The sequence below is a fragment of the Micromonospora sp. ALFpr18c genome, from assembly GCF_008868155.1.
GTDB lineage: Bacteria > Actinomycetota > Actinomycetes > Mycobacteriales > Micromonosporaceae > Micromonospora.
The window spans coordinates 1-17,483 of the sequence record NZ_WBKR01000138.1 but is presented as its reverse complement, the minus strand read 5'-3'; the positions used below and the strand labels follow the sequence as shown (position 1 = coordinate 17,483).

17 protein-coding genes, 1 tRNA gene and 2 pseudogenes are annotated in these 17,483 nt (G+C 72.3%); 8 read left to right on the top strand and 12 right to left on the bottom strand.

Features of this window, described 5'->3' with window-relative positions; translation table 11 throughout:
- Together F8271_RS21915 and F8271_RS21910 are read right to left on the bottom strand one after the other, a co-directional pair.
- Nucleotides 1–683, bottom strand: a pseudogene (locus F8271_RS21915) (hypothetical protein); the annotation flags it as partial.
- Nucleotides 684–734: 51 nt separating this feature from the next.
- The gene (locus F8271_RS21910) at nt 735–1,358 is read right to left on the bottom strand and encodes an ANTAR domain-containing response regulator (RefSeq protein WP_151491700.1); all 624 of its coding nucleotides are present in this window, start codon (nt 1,356–1,358) and stop codon (nt 735–737) included.
- 105 nt (nt 1,359–1,463) lie between these two features.
- Between F8271_RS21910 and F8271_RS21905 the strand changes: the two genes are divergently transcribed.
- Nucleotides 1,464–1,540 (top strand) — tRNA-Leu (locus tag F8271_RS21905).
- Nucleotides 1,541–1,984: 444 nt separating this feature from the next.
- Nucleotides 1,985–2,263 (top strand): hypothetical protein, encoded by a 279-nt coding sequence (locus tag F8271_RS21900; RefSeq protein WP_192580398.1) that lies wholly within the window; start codon nt 1,985–1,987, stop codon nt 2,261–2,263.
- On the opposite strand, the gene F8271_RS21895 is transcribed toward F8271_RS21900, so the two are convergent.
- On the bottom strand, nt 2,264–3,442 hold the full coding sequence (locus tag F8271_RS21895) for a PLP-dependent aspartate aminotransferase family protein (protein WP_151491698.1): 1,179 nt from the start codon (nt 3,440–3,442) through the stop codon (nt 2,264–2,266).
- An 83-nt stretch (nt 3,443–3,525) separates the two neighbouring features.
- Here F8271_RS21895 and F8271_RS21890 point away from each other — a divergent pair, with 83 nt between their 5' ends.
- Nucleotides 3,526–4,005, top strand: a complete 480-nt coding sequence (locus F8271_RS21890; protein ID WP_151491697.1) for an Lrp/AsnC family transcriptional regulator — start codon at nt 3,526–3,528, stop codon at nt 4,003–4,005.
- Between the two features lie 12 nt (nt 4,006–4,017).
- Nucleotides 4,018–5,061 carry an LLM class flavin-dependent oxidoreductase gene (locus tag F8271_RS21885; protein ID WP_192580397.1) on the top strand — a complete coding sequence of 348 codons (1,044 nt, stop codon included), beginning with the start codon at nt 4,018–4,020 and terminating at the stop codon, nt 5,059–5,061.
- 200 nt (nt 5,062–5,261) lie between these two features.
- On the opposite strand, the gene F8271_RS21880 is transcribed toward F8271_RS21885, so the two are convergent.
- Entirely contained in the window at nt 5,262–7,508 is a 2,247-nt protein-coding gene (locus tag F8271_RS21880) for a cellulose binding domain-containing protein (RefSeq protein WP_151491696.1), read from the bottom strand.
- A 178-nt stretch (nt 7,509–7,686) separates the two neighbouring features.
- On the opposite strand from F8271_RS21880, the gene F8271_RS33320 reads away from it, so the two are divergent.
- On the top strand, nt 7,687–8,145 hold the full coding sequence (locus F8271_RS33320) for a pyridoxal-dependent decarboxylase (protein WP_225854681.1): 459 nt from the start codon (nt 7,687–7,689) through the stop codon (nt 8,143–8,145).
- Between the two features lie 35 nt (nt 8,146–8,180).
- On the opposite strand, the gene F8271_RS21870 is transcribed toward F8271_RS33320, so the two are convergent.
- Both F8271_RS21870 and F8271_RS21865 read right to left on the bottom strand, forming a co-directional pair.
- The gene (locus tag F8271_RS21870; protein ID WP_151491695.1) at nt 8,181–9,164 is read right to left on the bottom strand and encodes a sulfite exporter TauE/SafE family protein; all 984 of its coding nucleotides are present in this window, start codon (nt 9,162–9,164) and stop codon (nt 8,181–8,183) included.
- 155 nt (nt 9,165–9,319) lie between these two features.
- Entirely contained in the window at nt 9,320–9,784 is a 465-nt protein-coding gene (locus tag F8271_RS21865) for an Rrf2 family transcriptional regulator (RefSeq protein ID WP_007462839.1), read from the bottom strand.
- Between the two features lie 222 nt (nt 9,785–10,006).
- Between F8271_RS21865 and F8271_RS21860 the strand changes: the two genes are divergently transcribed.
- Nucleotides 10,007–10,675: a YceI family protein gene (locus tag F8271_RS21860; protein ID WP_151491694.1), complete on the top strand. Its 669-nt coding sequence runs from the start codon at nt 10,007–10,009 to the stop codon at nt 10,673–10,675.
- Between the two features lie 51 nt (nt 10,676–10,726).
- Here F8271_RS21860 and F8271_RS21855 read toward each other — a convergent pair whose 3' ends face one another.
- The 4 genes from F8271_RS21855 to F8271_RS21840 all read right to left on the bottom strand — a co-directional run bounded on the left by F8271_RS21855 (nt 10,727) and on the right by F8271_RS21840 (nt 15,136).
- Nucleotides 10,727–11,611, bottom strand: a complete 885-nt coding sequence (locus F8271_RS21855) for an acyl-CoA thioesterase II (protein WP_151491693.1) — start codon at nt 11,609–11,611, stop codon at nt 10,727–10,729.
- Entirely contained in the window at nt 11,608–13,056 is a 1,449-nt protein-coding gene (pyk, locus tag F8271_RS21850; protein WP_151491692.1) for a pyruvate kinase, read from the bottom strand. Before pyk ends, F8271_RS21855 begins: the two co-directional genes overlap by 4 nt.
- Before the next feature lie 199 nt (nt 13,057–13,255).
- Nucleotides 13,256–14,638 (bottom strand): FAD-binding oxidoreductase, encoded by a 1,383-nt coding sequence (locus tag F8271_RS21845; RefSeq protein WP_192580396.1) that lies wholly within the window; start codon nt 14,636–14,638, stop codon nt 13,256–13,258.
- 132 nt (nt 14,639–14,770) lie between these two features.
- Complete coding sequence (locus F8271_RS21840) at nt 14,771–15,136, bottom strand: YciI family protein (protein WP_151491690.1); 366 nt, start codon at nt 15,134–15,136, stop codon at nt 14,771–14,773.
- 235 nt (nt 15,137–15,371) lie between these two features.
- Here F8271_RS21840 and F8271_RS21835 point away from each other — a divergent pair, with 235 nt between their 5' ends.
- Both F8271_RS21835 and F8271_RS21830 read left to right on the top strand, forming a co-directional pair.
- Nucleotides 15,372–15,692, top strand: a complete 321-nt coding sequence (locus F8271_RS21835) for a hypothetical protein (RefSeq protein WP_151491689.1) — start codon at nt 15,372–15,374, stop codon at nt 15,690–15,692.
- Nucleotides 15,689–16,147 carry a hypothetical protein gene (locus F8271_RS21830; protein WP_151491688.1) on the top strand — a complete coding sequence of 153 codons (459 nt, stop codon included), beginning with the start codon at nt 15,689–15,691 and terminating at the stop codon, nt 16,145–16,147. The genes F8271_RS21835 and F8271_RS21830 overlap by 4 nt, the downstream gene beginning before the upstream one ends.
- Before the next feature lie 10 nt (nt 16,148–16,157).
- Here F8271_RS21830 and F8271_RS21825 read toward each other — a convergent pair whose 3' ends face one another.
- Nucleotides 16,158–17,327 carry a CHAT domain-containing protein gene (locus F8271_RS21825; protein WP_192580395.1) on the bottom strand — a complete coding sequence of 390 codons (1,170 nt, stop codon included), beginning with the start codon at nt 17,325–17,327 and terminating at the stop codon, nt 16,158–16,160.
- Between the two features lie 28 nt (nt 17,328–17,355).
- A pseudogene (locus F8271_RS21820) lies at nt 17,356–17,483 on the bottom strand (thioredoxin family protein); the annotation flags it as partial.

The window sequence follows — 17,483 nt, the reverse complement described above, 5'->3', positions numbered from 1 at the left end:
ACAGCCCCACCACCGACCAACCAACCGCCCGGCACCGCCAGCGCGTCCGTGGCGAGCGTCGTCAGAGCCGCATCGCTGGCCAACTCCGCGGCACGATCAACCAGCTGGAAGTCGGTCGCATCCGGGGAACGCCACACCGCCGCACCACCCGTGCGGGCGCCCGCGATCAACCACCCGCCGGCGCCACCGGCGATGCGGCTGGCGCTCACCGCCTCCGGCCCGCCGTACAGCTCGAACTCCGCCGGCACCTCGGTCAGACCGCCGTCCGCGTCCTGCCGCCACGTCCGGACCCGCGGATTGCCGTGCGCGCCGCCCGCCCGCGCCCCGATGACCGCGACCCGGCCCTGGTGACAGCCGACGGCGTAGAGGATGGCCCGCTCACCGTAGTAACTGATCGGACGCAGCGGCAGCGACGCCCAGGCGCGGCCGTCCCCGCTGGCCCAGGCGGCCGGGCGGGTCGCGCCATCGGGTGCGGCCACCGCACCGACCACGTACCACCGACCCGCGCAGGCCGTCGCGTCACGCGCGACGAGCCGACCCGCGGACCCCGGCGGCACCGGCAGAACCGACGCCTCCCACCGCGGCCGGACCGGCTCCGGAGGACCCTCGTCCCGAGCGGCCCGACAGCCGCCGAGCAGCGTGGTCACCGCCCCCAACACCGCGATCACACGCCGGACCGACACGCATGTGATGCTATCGATCCGGACAACCCGACGCGGCCCCCGACGCGACGGTCAGACCGTCGGCTGCGACGTCACCTCACCGCCGGCGGTCTCCGCGAGGATCCGCTCGGCGACCTCCTTCATGGTCATCCGGTGGTCCATGGCCGTGCGCTGGATCCACTTGAACGCCTGCGGCTCGGTCATCCCGTACGTCGTCATCAGCGCGCCCTTGGCGCGCTCCACCGTCTTGCGGATCTCCAGGCGGTCGGTCAGGCTCGCGACCTCCGCCTCCAGGGCCGCGACCTCCGAGTAGCGCGACAGCGCGATCTCCACCGCCGGGACCAGGTCGCTCTTCTGGAAAGGCTTCACGAGGTACGCCATCGCGCCCGCGGCCCGCGCCCGCTCCACCAGGTCACGCTGGCTGAACGCGGTCAGGATGATCACCGGGGCGATCCGCGCGCCGGCGATCCGCTCGGCGGCGGCCAGCCCATCCATGATCGGCATCTTGATGTCGAGGATGACCAGATCCGGCTTCAGCTCCTCGGCGAGCCGGACGGCGGTCTCGCCGTCACCGGCCTCCCCCACGACCTCGTAGCCCTCCTCGACCAGCATCTCGGCGAGGTCCAGCCGGATCAGCGCCTCGTCCTCGGCGATCAGTACGCGCCTGCGCTCGGCATCCGTCGGCATCTCGGCCACCAGTCCTACCCCCACCAGTTCGAACCCGACACCCGCCCAGCCGGGTGTCACCGCCCTCAGCGTAGTAGGTAACCTATGGGAGGCCACCAGAGCATTAGGCCAAGCGTCCCCGTATTCCAACCGGCAGAGAAGCGGAGCTCAAACCTCCGACAGTGTGGGTTCGACTCCCACCGGGGGCACCAAAGGTGTCGTACGGCTGTTCCAAAATCATCATGTGCATCCACCTGAACTACGCATTCGTGCGCGGCAGCAGCACCTCGCCGGCAGTGCGGTCGCTGAGGTTGCGGGGCGTCTGAGACTTCCGTATCCGACGGTCAGGGCCTGGTGCAAGCACCAGGTCGAGCCGAGAAGGTCCGGCAGCGAACTCCGTTGCTGTCGCTGCCGGCCCGAGGTCAAGAATCAGACAGATCCGTCTGCATACCTCTACCTGCTCGGTCGCTACCTGGGCGACGGGCATCTCGTCACCTCCGCTCGGGTACCAGTGCTGCGCATCGCTTGCAGCGGTAGTTGGCCGGGCTTGATCGAGGCGTGCGACGCCAGCATGCGGCAGGTGCTCGCGGCGAAGGTCCAGCGCGTTCGTCTACGTTTCGGGGCAGGGGACCGATTCGTCGGGTCAGGGGCGGGTGATGTGGGCGCGGGTGAAGGGTCGGGCCGAGAACGCGATCATCGACCTGCTGCCCAACGGGTACGCGGCGCGGCCCGGGTTCATCCAGCCGACGTACGGGGCGGTGTCGAAAACCCGGTGGTACCGGCTCGGGTACGACCTCACGCGTCCGCTGTTCCCGGTGTTGCGGCGGCTGCTGCCGAACCAGGTCACCACGACCGACGGGATCGGTCGGGCGATGCTGCGGGTGGCCCGGGAGGGTTCGCCGACCCGGGTGCTGGGCAACCGCGAACTGCGCTGATCAGGCGATCGTGTCGAGGGCGCGGGCGAGGTCGGCGCGCAGGTCCTCGGGATCTTCGAGGCCGATCGAGAGGCGCAGCAGCGCGGCGGCGGGCTTCGCGTCGCCGTCGACCGGCCGGTGGGTGAGTGACGCGGGGTGCTGGATGAGGGTGTCCACGCCGCCGAGGGACACCGCGTGGGTGATCAGTTGACAGGCGCCGGCGACGGCGGCCGCGGCGCAGGCGCCGCCGCGTACCTCGAAGGCGAGCAGGCTGCCGGGTCCGGCCATCTGACGACCGACCAGCGCCGCCGGGTCGTGCACGGAGGGGTGGTGCACCCGGTGTACGGCGGGGTGGTCGGCGAGCCAGCCGGCGATCTTCTCGGCGGTGGCCTGCTGGGCGCGGACCCGTAGCGGCAGGGTCTGCAGGCCACGGTGCAGGAGGTAGCCGCCGAGTGGGTGCAGGATCGCGCCGGTGACGGCGCGGACCTGGCGCAGTTTCGTGGCCCAGTGGCTGTCGCAGGCGACGGCGCCGGCGAGGACGTCGCCGTGTCCGCCGATGCTCTTGGTGGCGCTGTGCAGGACGAGGGCGGCGCCGTGGCGGGCGGGTTGCTGGAGCACGGGCGTGGCGACGGTGTTGTCGACGAGCAGGGGGACGTCGCCGGCGGCGGTGGCGAGGGCGGCGATGTCGACGAGGTCGAGGGTGGGGTTGGCGGGCGTCTCGACGATGACCAGCGCGGTGTCGGGTCGCAGGGCGGCGGTGACCTGGTCGGGGTGTGCCCAGGTGACGGTGGTGCCGAGCAGCCCGGTGGCGAGGACGTGGTCGGTGCCGCCGTACAGGGGTCGGACGGCGACGACGTGTCGACGGCCGTCGCGGGTGGCGGCGAGCAGGGTGGCGGTGAGGGCGGCCATGCCGCTGGCGAAGGCGACGGCCTGGTCGGTGCCTTCGAGGTCGGCGAGGGCGGTTTCGAAGCGGGCGACGGTCGGGTTCCAGAGCCGCTGGTAGACGGCGCTGCCGTCGGCGGGGAGGGGGCCGCCGGTGGCGAGCAGCTCGTAGGAGGCGCCGCCGTCGTCGACCGAGGGCAGCGGGTTGGTGGTGGAGAAATCGATCGGTGGTACGTGTACGCCGAGGGCGCGCAGGTCGTCGCGGCCGGCGTGTACGGCTCGGGTGTCTACCGTCGTCATGCCGGTAGCGTCGAACATCCACCTGCCTGGAAGCAATGGATCGGTAGATGATTCTGCCAAGGACCCTGGCTTAGGCGTTTGATTCGGGCAAGGATGGCGGGATGCCCCCTGAGCCGAACGAAGTGCGACCGTATCCGCCCCTGGACGAGGTGGACCGCGCGATCCTGTCCGAGTTGGCCGCGGATGGCCGGCTGCCGAACAACGCCCTCGCCGAGCGGGTGGGGGTGGCGCCGTCGACGTGCCTGACCCGTACGCGGGCGCTGCGCGAGCGGGGCGCGATCCGCGGTTTCCACGCCGAGGTGGATCCGGCCGCGCTGGGTCTGCCGTTGCAGGCGTTGGTGTCGGTGCGGTTGACCGCGCACGAGCGGGCGGCGGTGGACGCGTTCCGGGCCCGGTCGGTGCGGCTGCCGGGTGTGGTGTCGGTGTTCCACGTGGCCGGCGCGGAGGACTACGTGCTGCACGTGCGAGCGGCGTCCGGTGACGCGTTGCGCGACTTCGTGCTGGATCATCTCGCGGTGGATCCGGTGGTGCAGCACACCCAGACCAGCCTGATCTTCGAGCAGGCCCGCGGGATGGGCTGAGCGGAAAGAGGAATGAACTCCCAGGCCGGGGAGTTGGCACCACGTGTGATCACCGTACCGTTGTCTGTTCTTGATCTTGCTCCGGTCGCGAAGGGCGCCACCGCCGGCGCCGCGTTGCAGGCCACCACCGAGCTGGCCCGGCGTGCCGAGGAGTTGGGCTACCACCGGTTCTGGGTGGCCGAGCACCACAACATGCCGGCGATCGCCAGTTCCGCACCCGCCGTGCTGCTGGCGCACCTGGCCGCGAACACCTCGACGATCCGCCTCGGGTCGGGTGGGGTGATGCTGCCCAACCACGCGCCGCTGGTGGTGGCCGAGCAGTTCGGCACCCTGGAGGCGCTGCACCCGGGTCGGATCGACCTGGGCATCGGTCGGGCGCCGGGCACCGACCAGGTGACGGCACTGGCGTTGCGGCGGACGATGGAGGGCCTGTCGGCGGAGGGTTTCCCGCGCGAGCTGGCCGACCTGATGAACTACTTCAGCGGGGAGAAGCCGGGGCAGATCATCGCCACCCCGGGTCGCGGCGAGCAGCCGGCCGTGTGGCTGCTCGGGTCCAGCGGTTTCAGCGCGCAGCTCGCTGGCCTGCTCGGTCTGCCGTTCTCCTTCGCGCACCACTTCAGCTCGGCGAACACGTTGCCGGCGCTGGCGCTGTACCGGCAGAACTTCCGGCCCTCGCAGTGGCTGGACGAGCCGTACGCGATGGTGGCGGTCAACGCCGTCTGCGCGGACACCGACGAACGCGCCGAGTGGCTTGCCGGCCCTGCCGCCCTGTCGTTTTTGAAGCTGCGCTCCGGCCGGCCGGAGCCGCTGTCGACGCCCGACGAGGCGGCGGCGTACCCGTACACCGAGATCGAGCGGGAGTTCGTCGTGGCGCGCCGCGACGGTCAGGCGATGGGCTCGCCGGAGACGGTGCGCCGGCAGTTGACCGACTTGCAGGAGCGCACCGGCGCGGACGAGCTGATGCTGACCACGCTGGTGTACGACGTCGAGGACCGGGTGCGCTCGTACGAGTTGATCGCCGAACAGGTGGCGGGCGGCCTGCACCGGGACGCGTGAAACACGATCTTCACGTCAGCGTCACCCCCGCGACCCGGACGGTGCCTAACGTTAGTGCCGGTGGTGGTACGGCATTCCCGGTCGGGACGGGTCGGGGATGCCGCGGTGTGGCGCACCGGGCCGGAGCTGAGCGGATTCCGCGGCTGCGGCCCGGTGCCTGCCACCCTAGGCGACCCCGGTCGGGACCGCCAGGGGTCAGATCAACGTAGGTAGATGTTCGGGGTCGGCGGGTTCGCCATTCCGGCGCCGATGAAGAACCCCGGGTGCGGCGGCTGGTTGTAGGCCGTGTTCTGCCAGGCGACGGCCACCCGGTACTGCGGATCGTGCATCAGGGTGTGGATCCGGGTGCTGGTCGGGGTGGGTGTGCTGTAGACGCGCAACGCCCGGCTGTCGGTGGTCCGCCAGATCACCTCCTCACGCCAGTCCCCCACGATGTCGCCGGAGAGCGCCGGCGTGGACTTGGTGCCGTTGTTGGACGCCACCTGACTGCCGTCGAGCAGTCGGGTGTCGCCGCCGGTGCCGTACTTGTCGATCCTCGTGGCGTCCAGCAGTTCCCGCACCGGGTCGCCGTCCCACCAGGCGAGGAAGTTGGCCGACGACGGCTTGCGGCCGACGTTCTGCCCTCGGGTGTTGGCCAGCCCGGCGACCGCCGACGACCACGACTCCGCGCCGGGGCTACCCGACCAGATGTCCGCGGACACCCCGCGGCCGTTGTCGCCCGAGGCCGCGGTGGACCAGAGGATCTGACCGGTACGGGCGTCGGCGAACCAGGAGCTGGGTTTGCTGGCGTCCTCGTCGACCTTGAACACCTCCAGGCCGGCACGGCCCGGGTCGAGGTCACCGACGTGCAGGGCGTCGCCGTGCCCGTTGCCCGTCGAGTAGAGCAGCCGACCGTTGTCGTCGATGGTCGCGGCGCCGTACACGATCTCCTGGCGGCCGTCGGCGTCGACATCGGCGACGGAGAGCTGGTGGTTGCCCTGACCGGCGGCGGCGCCGTTGCCGGAGGCGTTCGAGTCGAACATCCAGCGCTTGCGCAGCGTGCCGTCGCGGAAGTCCCAGGCCGCGATCACCGCGCGGGTGTAGTAGCCCCGGGCCATGATCAGTGACGGGCGCTGCCCGTCGAGGTACGCGGTGCCGGCGAGGAACCGGTCGACCCGGTTGCCGTACGAGTCGCCCCAGGACGAGACGGTGCCCCGTGGCGGGTCGTAGGTGACGGTGGAGGCGATCGCGCCGGTCTGGCCGTTGAACATGGTCAGGTACTCCGGGCCGGACAGCACGTAGCCGCTGGAGTTGCGGTAGTCGGCCGACGACGAGCCGATGACCTGGCCGGTGCCGGAGCGGGTGCCGTCGGCGGTCTTCATGGCCACCTCGGCGCGGCCGTCGCCGTCGTAGTCGTACACCTGGAACTGGGTGTAGTGCGCGCCGGCGCGGATGTTGCGGCCCAGGTCGATGCGCCACAACCGGGTGCCGGTGAGGGTGTACGCGTCGACGTAGACGTTGCCGGTGTAGCCGGACTGGGAGTTGTCCTTGGCGTTCGACGGATCCCACTTGAGCACGATCTCGTAGCTGCCGTCGCCGTTGAGGTCGCCGACGGAGGCGTCGTTGGCGCTGTAGGTGTAGCTCTCCCCGCTGGGGGTGCTGCCGCCGGCCGGGACCTGCAACGGCACGTCCAGGTAGCCGTTGCCGAACTGCAGGGCGGGCGCCGACGCCGCCTGCTCGGCGCCGTCCACCACGGCCCGCACGGTGTACGCCGAACCGGCCGCCGCGCCGCTGTCGAGATAATTGGTCGCCCCGGCGATCGGGCTGGAGTTGACCCTGGTCGAGCCCCGGTAGAGATTGAACGCCACCCCGGAGGTCTCGGTGCCGAGCAGCCGCCAGGAGACCAGGTTGCCGCTGCCGGAGCGGACGCTGACGAGGCCCCGGTCGAGGTTCTCCATCTGCATCCCGCTGCCGGTCGGCGGTGGTGTGGTCGGTGGCGGTGTGGTCGGCGGTGGTGTGGTCGGCGGTGGTGTGGTCGGGCCGTCGGTGGGTGGCGCGCCGGTGCAGGTGACGCCGTTGAGCGCGAAGCTGGTCGGCGCCGGATTGCTGCCGGTCCACGAGGCGTTGAAGCCGAACGCCGCGGTGCCGTTGGTCGCGATGGCGGCGTTGTAGTCGACGTTGCGCGCGGTGACCTGCGCGCCGGACTGGGTGACGGCCGCGCTCCACGCCTGCGTGACCTGCTGCCCCGCGGCGTACGACCAGGTCAGCGCCCAGCCGTTGAGTGAGTCGCCGAGGTTGGTGACGGTGACGTTGGCGCCGAAGCCGCCCTGCCACTGGTTGGTGACCTGATAGTCGACACGACAGCCGGCGGCGGCGGCCGAGGCGACGACCGCGCCGACGGTGCCGGCCACGACGGCTGCCGCCGTCGAGGCGGCGAGCACGATCAGCCGTTGTCTGGACGGGTGCATGAACTGCCTCCGGGGATCCGGTGACGACCGCTGCTGTCCAACCGGCCCTGCCCGGGAAGCACGGTGGACCCTCCCGTCGCGACGGCGACGGACGGCGGTCTGATCGGGGGTGAACGCCCTGGAACTCACGGATCCGACTCAAGCCGCATCGTAGGGCAAGCGCTTTCCGGTCCGCAACATCGACGACCGTTACTGCCTTCCCGGCGTCGACCCGCCGCCGGAGATCGGGGCGATCTGCACCGAGTACGGCATCTGGCTGCACATCGACGCCGCGTACGCCGGCTCCGCGGCCGTCTGCCCCGAATTGCGCTGGTCATACGCCGGCCTGGAGTACGCCGATTCGTACTGCGTCGACCCGCACAAGTGGCTGCCCACCGGCTTCGACTGCGACGCCTTCTGGTTGGCCGTGCGGCGGGACGGCTGTTCGCCAGCGGCACCGCCTTGCCGATCATGGAGTTGTGGTGGGCAACAAAAACCCCGTAAGTCTACAAGTCGGGCACCACAACTCCATGATCGGCGACCCACACTCCCCCCACTCCGCGATCTTGCGCTTTCTGTCCCGACACAAGGGGCATTCCTGCCCAGGTCGACATCCGAAGGCGCAAGATCGGCGCGGGTCGGCTGCTCAAGCAGGTGACCAGGTCGGGTTGGGACGGGGCAGGACCGGGGGGGTCAGCGTGGGTGTCGCGTACCCGAGATGGCCAGATCGGCCGCGCTCGCGTCGGCGGGCGCAGCATCCGTTGCGCCGGCGGGGGTGCCGGGGGAAGCGCTCGCGGCCTCGGCGGCCAGGGCACGGGCCCGGCGGGTTCTCCGCAGCGCTCGCACAGCCAGCACCAGCGCGGCCAGCCAGCCGGCGGCCAGCAGGGCGTACAGCGTCGGGCGGACCGGGCCGTCCAGCTCGGCGGACCGGATCAGGGTGCGGGCGTTGGTCAGCACGATCACGCCGCCGACCGCCGCGCCGAGCAGTTGGGCCGGCACGATGCGCACCAGCCAGGCGGCCAGCGGGGCGGCGATGAGCCCGCCGATGAGCAGCGCGGCGACGGTGGGCAGCAGGAACCCTTCGGTGCCGAGCCCGATCAGGAAGCCGACGCTGGCGGCGCCGGCGACCACGAACTCGGCGGTGTCCACCGAGCCGATCACCTTGCGCGGCTCCAGGCGGCCGGACACCAGCAGGGCCGGGGTGGCGACCGGACCCCAGCCTCCGCCGCCGGTGGCGTCGACGAAGCCGGCGACCAGGCCGAGCGGGCCGAGGAAACGGCCACGTAGCCGCCCGCCGATCCGATCGGTGCGCAGGGGGCGGGCGAAACGGACCAGCAGGTACGCCCCGAGGGTGAAGAGGATGCCGGCCATCCACGGCGCGGCCGACTCGGTGGAGATGGAGCTGAGCAGGGTGGCGCCGACGAACGCGCCGATGGCACCGGGCAGCGCGATGCGGGTCACCACCCGCCAGTCGACATTGCCGAACCGCCAGTGGGCCACCCCGGCGGCGAGCGTGGTGCCGATCTCGGCCAGGTGCACCGAGGCCGAGGCGGCGGCCGGGGCGACACCGGCGACCAGCAGCAGGGTGGACGAGGTCAGCCCATACGCCATGCCGAGCGAACCGTCGACCAGCTGCGCGACGAGCCCGACCAGAGCGAGGACCAGCAGCTTGCGCACGAGCGCCCCCTGACTTTTCGGCATCTCCTATCGACTTGGTCGACAATGCGGCACCGGACTGCCAGGGTCAAGCCCCCGATCGGTGGATGGGACGCCAGCCGCCGACCCAGGCCGAAACGCGGACGCAGGCCGAAACGCGGCGGCGAGGTGCCGGGTCAGATCCAGGCGCGCGGGTCGGCGGCCAGCTCGGTGACCCGCGCGGGCAGCGTGCCCGCAGCCACGTCGGCGACGCTGACCAACTCCAGGATCTCCCGCTCGCTGGCCCGCAGGGCGATCCAGACCTCCTGCAGCGCACGGGCCGGGCCGTGGTAGCCGAGTTGCTCCGGGCGCTGTCCGCGTACGTGGGCGAGCGGGCCGTCGATCACGCGAATCACCTCGGCGAGGGAGATCTCCTCGGCCGGGCGGGCGAGCCAGTAGCCGCCCTCCGGGCCGCGCTGGGCGTGCACGATGCCGCCCCGGCGCAGCTGCAACAGGATGCTCTCCAGGAACTTCGGCGGGATCTCCTGGGCTCGGGCGATCTGGTCGGCCGTGACCGGCCGTCCGCGCCCGGGGCCGCTGGCCGTCGCGGCGAGTTCCGCGGCCGCGCGGAGGGCGTAGTCGACCCGGGCGGAAAGGCGCATGTCGGCAAGGTTAGCCCGGTGACCATCCGGCCGTACGGGCGGCCCTCAGCCGATCATCAACGTCGCCGGTGATGTGCGTCATGATCCACCGTCGGGTGGGGCCCGAAGTGCCTCGGCCAAGCGTCCTTATGCTGGGCGGGGAGTACGACTGTCTGACCCTTTGGGCGGCCTCCAGAAACATATTGATAAACACCCGGATCAGCTCGGGGGGAAGGCAACACGATGACCGATGTCGCCACACGCATCTGGGATGGCATGACCATCCCGGTCGCCGGCACCTATCGTCTCGATCAGGCGCACAAGCGGATCGGTTTCCTGTCCCGGCACATGATGGTGAGCCCGGTGCGCGGCGAGTTCGCCGAGGCATCCGCGCAGGTCTTCGTGGCGGAGGATCCGCTGCTCTCGTCCGTGACCGCGACCATCGAGACGGCGAGCATCACCACCGGCAGCCTCGACCGGGACACGCACCTGAAGAGTGCCGACTTCCTCGATGTGGAGCGCTACCCCACCCTCGAATATCGAAGCACGGGCATCGAATGGAAGGGCAACGAGGACCCCATCTTCCAATGGGCGCGGTTGCGTAACCACCGGCTCGGCGGACGAGGCAGAAGTCACATTTCCCCGCCGCAGTCGGACTCGGCGCCGGGACGATTCGTCCTCACCGGCGAGTTGACCGTGAAGGGAATCACCCGGGCCGTCGACCTGCAGGTGAATTTCGGTGGCGCTCGTCAGGATCCGTACGGGCAGAACATCTTCGGTTTCAGCGCGACGGCCGAAATCAACCGCGAGGACTACGGTCTGCTGTGGAATGTCGTCCTGGAGAGCGGTGGGGTGCTGGTCGGCAAAACCGTGCAGATCGAGATCGCCGGCGAGGCCATCCACCAGCCCTGATGTGCGCATCCCCGCCAGGTGCGTACCTGGCGGGGACGGGGCCGAGCGGGCTCAGGCGCCGACGCGGCGCAGCAGACCCTCCTGCACGGCGCTGGCGATCTGCCGGCCGTCGGTGGTGAACATCCGGCCGGTGGCCAGCCCTCGCGCGCCGGACGCCGACGGACTCCAGCAGTCGTAGAGGAACCACTCGTCGGCGCGGAACGGCCGGTGGAACCAGAGGGCGTGGTCGAGGCTCGCGCCGACCACACCGCCCGGCCCCCACACCTCGCCGTGTACGGACAGCACCGAGTCCAGCAGGGTGAGGTCCGAGGCGTAGGTGAGGGCGCAGGCGTGCAGCAGCGGGTCGTCGGGCAGTTTGCCGTCGATGCGCATCCACACCCGCTGGTGCGGGTCGGCCGGCCGGTCACCGGGGCGGACCCAGCCGGGCTCACCGACGTAACGCACGTCGATGGGACGCGGGATCTGACCCCAGATGCCCAGCCGCTCCGGGTAGCGGGCCAACCGGTCGCTCATCGTCGGTACGTCCTGCGGGGCGGGCACGTCCGGCGGGGCCGGCGCCTGGTGGTCCAGCCCCTCCTCGGCCCGCTGGAAGGACGCCGACATGAAGAAGATCGGCTTGTCGTGCTGGAGGGCGACCGCGCGGCGCACCGAGAAGGAGCGACCGTCGCGGATGTTCTCCACCTGGTAGGCGATCGGTTCGGCCGGGTCGCCGGGGCGGACGAAGTAGCCGTGCAGGGAGTGCACGAACCGCTCCGGGTCGACCGTGCGGCCGGCGGCGACCAGGGCCTGACCGGCTACCTGGCCGCCGAACACCCGCTGCGGGCCGACCCGGGGGCTCATCCCCCGGAACGTCATCTCCCCGGTCGAGTCGAGGTCCAGTACCTCCAGCAGCTGGTCCACCGCCGCCTGGCCGACCGCGACCCGACCGTCGCTCACTGCAGTGCCCGCGCCGACGCGGCGTCGACCAGCGAGCCCAGCTGGTGGACGCGCAGCGTGTTGGTCGAGCCGGGGGTGCCGGGCGGGCTGCCCGCCACGATCACCACGTAGTCGCCCGGGTTGGCCCGGTTGAGGCCGAGCAGCGCCTGGTCGACCTGGCGGAACATGTCGTCGGTGTGCTGCACGAACGGCATCAGGAAGGTCTCCACGCCCCAGGTCAGGGCGAGCTGGTCACGCACCTCGGGGACCGGGGTGAAGGCCAGCAGCGGCAGGTCACAGTGCAGCCGGGAGAGCCGTCGGACGGTGTCGCCGGTCTGCGAGAAGGCGACCAGGGCCTTGGCGTTGATGGCCCGGGCGATCGACGAGGCGGCCACGGTGAGCGCGCCGCCGTGGGTACGCGGGTCGTGCTGCAGCCGGGGCACGCCGATCGAGCCGGACTCGGTCGTCGTCACGATCTTGGCCATGGTGCTGACCGTCAGCACCGGGTACTTGCCGACGCTGGTCTCGCCGGACAGCATCACCGCGTCCGCGCCGTCGAGCACCGCGTTGGCCACGTCGGAGGCCTCCGCCCGGGTGGGGCGGGAGTTCTCGATCATGGAGTCGAGCATCTGGGTGGCCACGATGACCGGCTTGGCGTTCTCCCGGCACAGCTGCACGGCCCGCTTCTGCACCAGCGGGACCTCGTCCAGCGGCATCTCGACACCGAGGTCACCGCGGGCGACCATCACGCCGTCGAAGGCCAGCACGATGGCCTCGAGGTGCTCCACGGCCTCCGGCTTCTCGACCTTGGCCAGCACCGGCCGGAACACGCCCTCCTCGGCCATGATCCCGTGCACGAGCTTGATGTCCTCGGCCGACCGGACGAAGGACAGGGCGACCAGGTCGACACCGAGCCCGAGGGAGAAGCGCAGATCCTCGGCGTCCTTGTCCGACATGGCGGGAACGCTGACCGCCACGTTGGGCAGCGAGACGCCCTTGTTGTTGGAGACCGGACCGCCCTCGGTGACCAGGCAGCGGATGTCGTTGCCGGTGACGTCGGTGACCTCGACGGCGACCCGGCCGTCGTCGATCAGCAGGCGGTCACCGGGCTTCACCTCCTGCGGCAGCTTGCGGTACGTGCAGGAGACCCGCTCCTTGGTGCCGACGATGTCGTCGCCGGTGATCACGACCGAGTCGCCGGTGCGCCACTCGTGCGGGCCGTCGGCGAACCGGCCAAGCCGGATCTTGGGCCCCTGCAGGTCGGCGAGGACGGCCACCGGCTTGCCGGCCGCCTCGGACGCCTCCCGGACCAGCCGGTAGACCGCCTCGTGATCGGCGTGGCTGCCGTGGCTGAAGTTGAGCCTCGCCACGTTCATACCGGCCTCGACGAGGCCCCGGATGCGCTCCGGGGACGAGGTGGCGGGGCCAAGAGTGCAGACGATCTTCGCGCGGCGTGTCACGCCCATCAGGCTAGTCTCTCCTTCGGGTCGGATTCGTGGCCGACCCCTTGCAGGCAGCGGAACAGGTGTCCAACGACGCGCGGTGCACGTCGGGCCGGCGGGCAGAACCGCACCGGGAACGTTGTGGCGACGGGCAACGGCGACCGCGCGCCCGGAATCGTACGCCTCCGCCCGCGTACACCCTCGGGGTGCTCCCGGCGGCGGCTCACCCGCGGTGCCCCGACGGGGGCAGGGTGGGCACCGCGGTGATCAGGTCGCGCGGGTCGTAGTGCCGCTTGGCCTGCCGCAGGCGCGCCCAGTTCGGGCCGTAGGCCAGCCGGACCCGGTCGGTCTCCTCCGGGGCGAGCAGGTTCGGATAGCCGCCGGGCAGGGCGAGCGGTGCGAGGGCCGCCGAGGTGTGCTCGGCCCAGTCCCGGTGCGGTCCGGCCTCCTCCCCCGGCGCCCAGACCGCGATGATCTCGGTGAGCACGTGGTCGGTACGCAGGCCGAACGCGGTGTCGGCGAGCCCGACCCGGGTGGCCGCGCCGTGGAAGTGGTGCAGGGCCACCGCGGAGTACGGCGAGCTGACCTGCCGGGCGGCGTCGACGAGTGTGTCCACGGCGCCGTCGGTGAGCCCCGGCAGCCAGCGGGTGCGCAGCAGATAGTGGTTGCCGTCGACCATCCCGCCGTCGAACATCCGCACCGCGTCCGCGTACGGCATCGGGGTGATCTGGTCGACCAGCGGCGTGCCCAGCGCCCGCAGCCGGTCCATCCACGGCTGCCCGGCGTCCAGGTCCGGGCCGCTGTAGAACGGGCAGACGAAGACCACCGGCTCGCCGGCCGGGCCGGGCAGGAAGCCGGCCATCACGGTCAGCTCGTCCGGGGCCTCGGCGAGCAGCGCGCCGTAGCCGCGCAGCACGGCCGGCGCCTCGGCCAACGCGAACATGATCATGCCGGCCAGCACGCCGGGCAGCCGGTGCGCGCGGTAGCGCAGCTCGGTGACCACGCCGAGGTTGCCCCCGCCACCGCGCAGCGCCCAGTACAGCTCGGCGTCGTGATCCGGATCGGCGGTGACCCGACGGCCGTCGGCGAGGACCACCTCGGCACCGAGCAGGTTGTCCAGGGGCAGCCCGAACCGGCCGCACAGCGGGCCGTAACCGCCGGCCAGGGTCAGCCCGGCCATGCCCACGTCCCGGACGGTGCCGGTGGGCACCACCAGGCCGTACGGGTGGGCGGCGGCCAGCAGACCGGCCGCCGTCACCCCGCCGCCGACGGTGATCGTGGCCGTGTCCGCGTCGATGTCGACAGCGCGCAGTCCGGTCAGGTCGAGCACCACACCGCCGTCGCGCAACGCCCGCCCGGCCCAGTCGTGGCCGCCGGAGCGGACCGACACCGGCAGGTGGCACCGGGCGGCGACGCGGAGCACGCCGGCGACCTCGTCGGCGTCCAGGCACTCGGCGACCAGCGCGGGCGAACGGTCCACGGCGCCGTTCCAGAGCCGGGTGGTGGTGTCGAAGGCGGGATCGCCCGGCTCGTGCAGCCGGTCACCGAGCAGGGCGCGCAGCCGGGCTGCGGCGGACGCGACGTCGGGGCTGGCGGCGGAGATCATGGCGACTCCTCGACCGGGGCCGACCAGTGGCGCCGGGTACGCCCCGGCGGCGGCCCGCGCAGGGCGCGACCGTAGCACCGGCGGGCGGCCGGACGCCGTCACCATCACGACAGCCACCGATGGACCGCCAGGTCAGCTCTGAGTCTTCACCAGCGGGAACTCCAGTGAACCGGCCGGGCAGAGGAAGGTCAGCACGTCCACCCGGTAGAGACCGGCCTGCACGGCCGGATCGGCTTCGAGGACGCTGCGGACGTCGTCGACACTGCCGGTGCGGGCCAGCCCGAAGCCGATCGGCGGGTCTGGGTTGCGGGCCGGCCCGTCCACCGAGCCGGCGACCAGGATGATGCCGCTGCGCTGCAACGCCTGCATGTGCTCGGTGTGCTCGGCCTGCAACCGTTGCACGGTCTCGGCGGGCAGGGCCCGTCCGGCCGCGCCGGGATAGATCACGATGCACTCGTACGTGTCGAGCGCGAAGTTGAGCTGCGGCACTCCCGCCATGGGTGCTCCCTCCGCCGTCGCGCCGGCACGTACCGGCCCGGCCGGTGTCGCCGGCACGAGCCCCAGCGTCGCACGCCGGTGCCGGCCGTACGGGTCGCTCGGCGCAACTGACCCCGGTCGGGTTGGCGCCGGGCATCGACGATCGATGCGGACGTCGACCCGTTGGTCCACCCGGTCGGGGTGCCGTGACCGACTACGGTGGACGATCCGGGCGGCGGGCCTTTGGGAGGTCGGGATGGGTGACGACGAGCCGGCGGCGGGCGCGCTGCCGTACGCCGAGGTGACCGACGAGGCGTACGCGGCGCGGGCCGCGGCGGGCTTCGCGGTGCGCGAGTTCGAGTTCGCGGTGCAGCTCAGCGGGCGGTGCCCCCGCTGCGACCACTCGATGACCAGCACCCTCGTCGACGGGCTGTACCGGCGGGACGCCTCGGTGGTGGCGTCGGATCCGGACTACCGCACGGTGCTCTGCGAGTGCGAGGCCGACCATCCGGCCCGGCCGCTCGGGTTGCGCGGGTGCGGCGCGCACTGGACGTTGCGGCTGGAGGTCGAGGCATGATCCGGCTGCGTCCCGGGCCGCCCGCGACCGTCGCCGACCTGCGCCGCGCCCAGCAGGTGGCGGGTCTGCTGCGCGGCGAGTTGGAGCGGGTGCGTGCGGCCGCGGTGGCCTGGCGCAACGGTCTCGGTGGGCTGCTGGTGGCGTTGGTCGGGTTCAGCCTGATCCGGGGCCGCACCGACGTCACCACCCTCGCGTCCGGCTGGGGGACGCTGGTCGGGGTGCTGCTGCTCGCCGCGCTGGCCGCCGGCGTGGGCGGGGCGTTGGCGCTGCTGCGCGCGGCGCACGGCCGGTTGACGGTGACCCCGGTGGCGGACCTCCCGCCGGCCCCGCTCGGCGACCATCTGGAGGCCCTGGCGGCGGTCCGGTTCCTGCGCACCGGGGTGTGGCTGGTGCTGCTCTGCACCGCACTGCTGGTCGCCGCCGTCGGGGTGACCTGGTACGCGCCCGGTGCCTGACCGGGGCTCGTCAGGGGCCGAGGTGGGCGTAGCCCGCCCACACGTCGGGTAGCCCGGGCAGGGCGGCGCGGAGCTGACGGACCGCCTGGTGCAGGGCCGCGGCCGCCCGGTCCGGTGCGATCCCGCCGGGCACCGCCAGGCCGTCGTACACGTCGGCGCAGAGCCGCACGGTCAACGCGTCCGAGATGGACCAGAGCGCGCCGATGACCTGCCGAAACCCGGCGAGCTGGAACGCGGTGCCGAGGGTGAGCGCCTCGTCGGGCAGGGCCGCCCCGCCGCGTACCGTCTCGCAGGCGGAGAGGACGGCCAGCGCGGCCGGGTTGCCGGCGGAGCGCCACAGGTCCCGGACGTGCAGCGCGCCCCCGGCCAGCGCGAGGCGCCCCCAGGCCGGTGCCCGCAGGTCCTGTGTGCCGTGACAGGACAGGTGGACGACCGGCTGGTCGGGCAGCGCGGCCAGCACCGCCGCCGGGGTGGCCGACGGGCCGAGCAGCGAACGGACCCGGGGCACGTGCCGGCGGACGATCTCCTCCTCCCGGCCGACGCCGGGCAGGTCGGCCAGACCCGGGGTCTGGGGCATGCCGACCACCAACGCCGAGTCGACCGGTTCGGGTCGGGGCGGTGCGCCACGGCGGGCGTGCGCCAGCGCCCGCAGCGAGGCCGTGTACGACGGCACCACCCGGTCGAGCACCCCGTCGCCGCCGTCGAGCGGGCCGGCCGCGTGCAACGGCAGCAGGGTGAGCAGCCCGGTGGGGCACCACCACAGTCGTGGCCAGCCCGCGTCGGGCTGGGCCGCTCCGGACGGGGCCGCCTCGGGCAGGGCCGCCTCGAGCACCGGTGCGGCGACGACCCGCCACAGCCAGTCCACGGTGCGGCCGACCTCGGCACGTGCCGCCGCTCGACGCCGCTGCGTCTGCGGCTCCGAGGCGTCCGGCGCCGCCGGGCCGGTGAGCACCGCGATCGCGGTCAGGAAACCTGCCGTCCGGTCGACCAGCTCGGCCAGGGTCAGCTCGGGCAGCGGCACCAACTCGACCCGACCGTCGGCGACGACAAGCGCGTCGCAGCGCCGGGCGGCCACGTTCACCAGCACCACGGGACCGCCGACGGCGGCACCGGCCAGCGCGGCGAACGGCGGCGGGCGGAGGAAGTCGGCGAACCCGGGCCGGTCGCGGATCTCGGCCAACAGGTCGCGCCGGCGGACGGCGAGGTCGTAGCGCCTCGACCTGCTCGATCAGGTTCTCCAGGGCGGACTCGGGAAGGGCGCCCGGCTGGGCGAAGACGATGACGCCGTCGCGGATCGCCATGATCGTCGGGATCGACCGGATGTCGAACTTGGCAC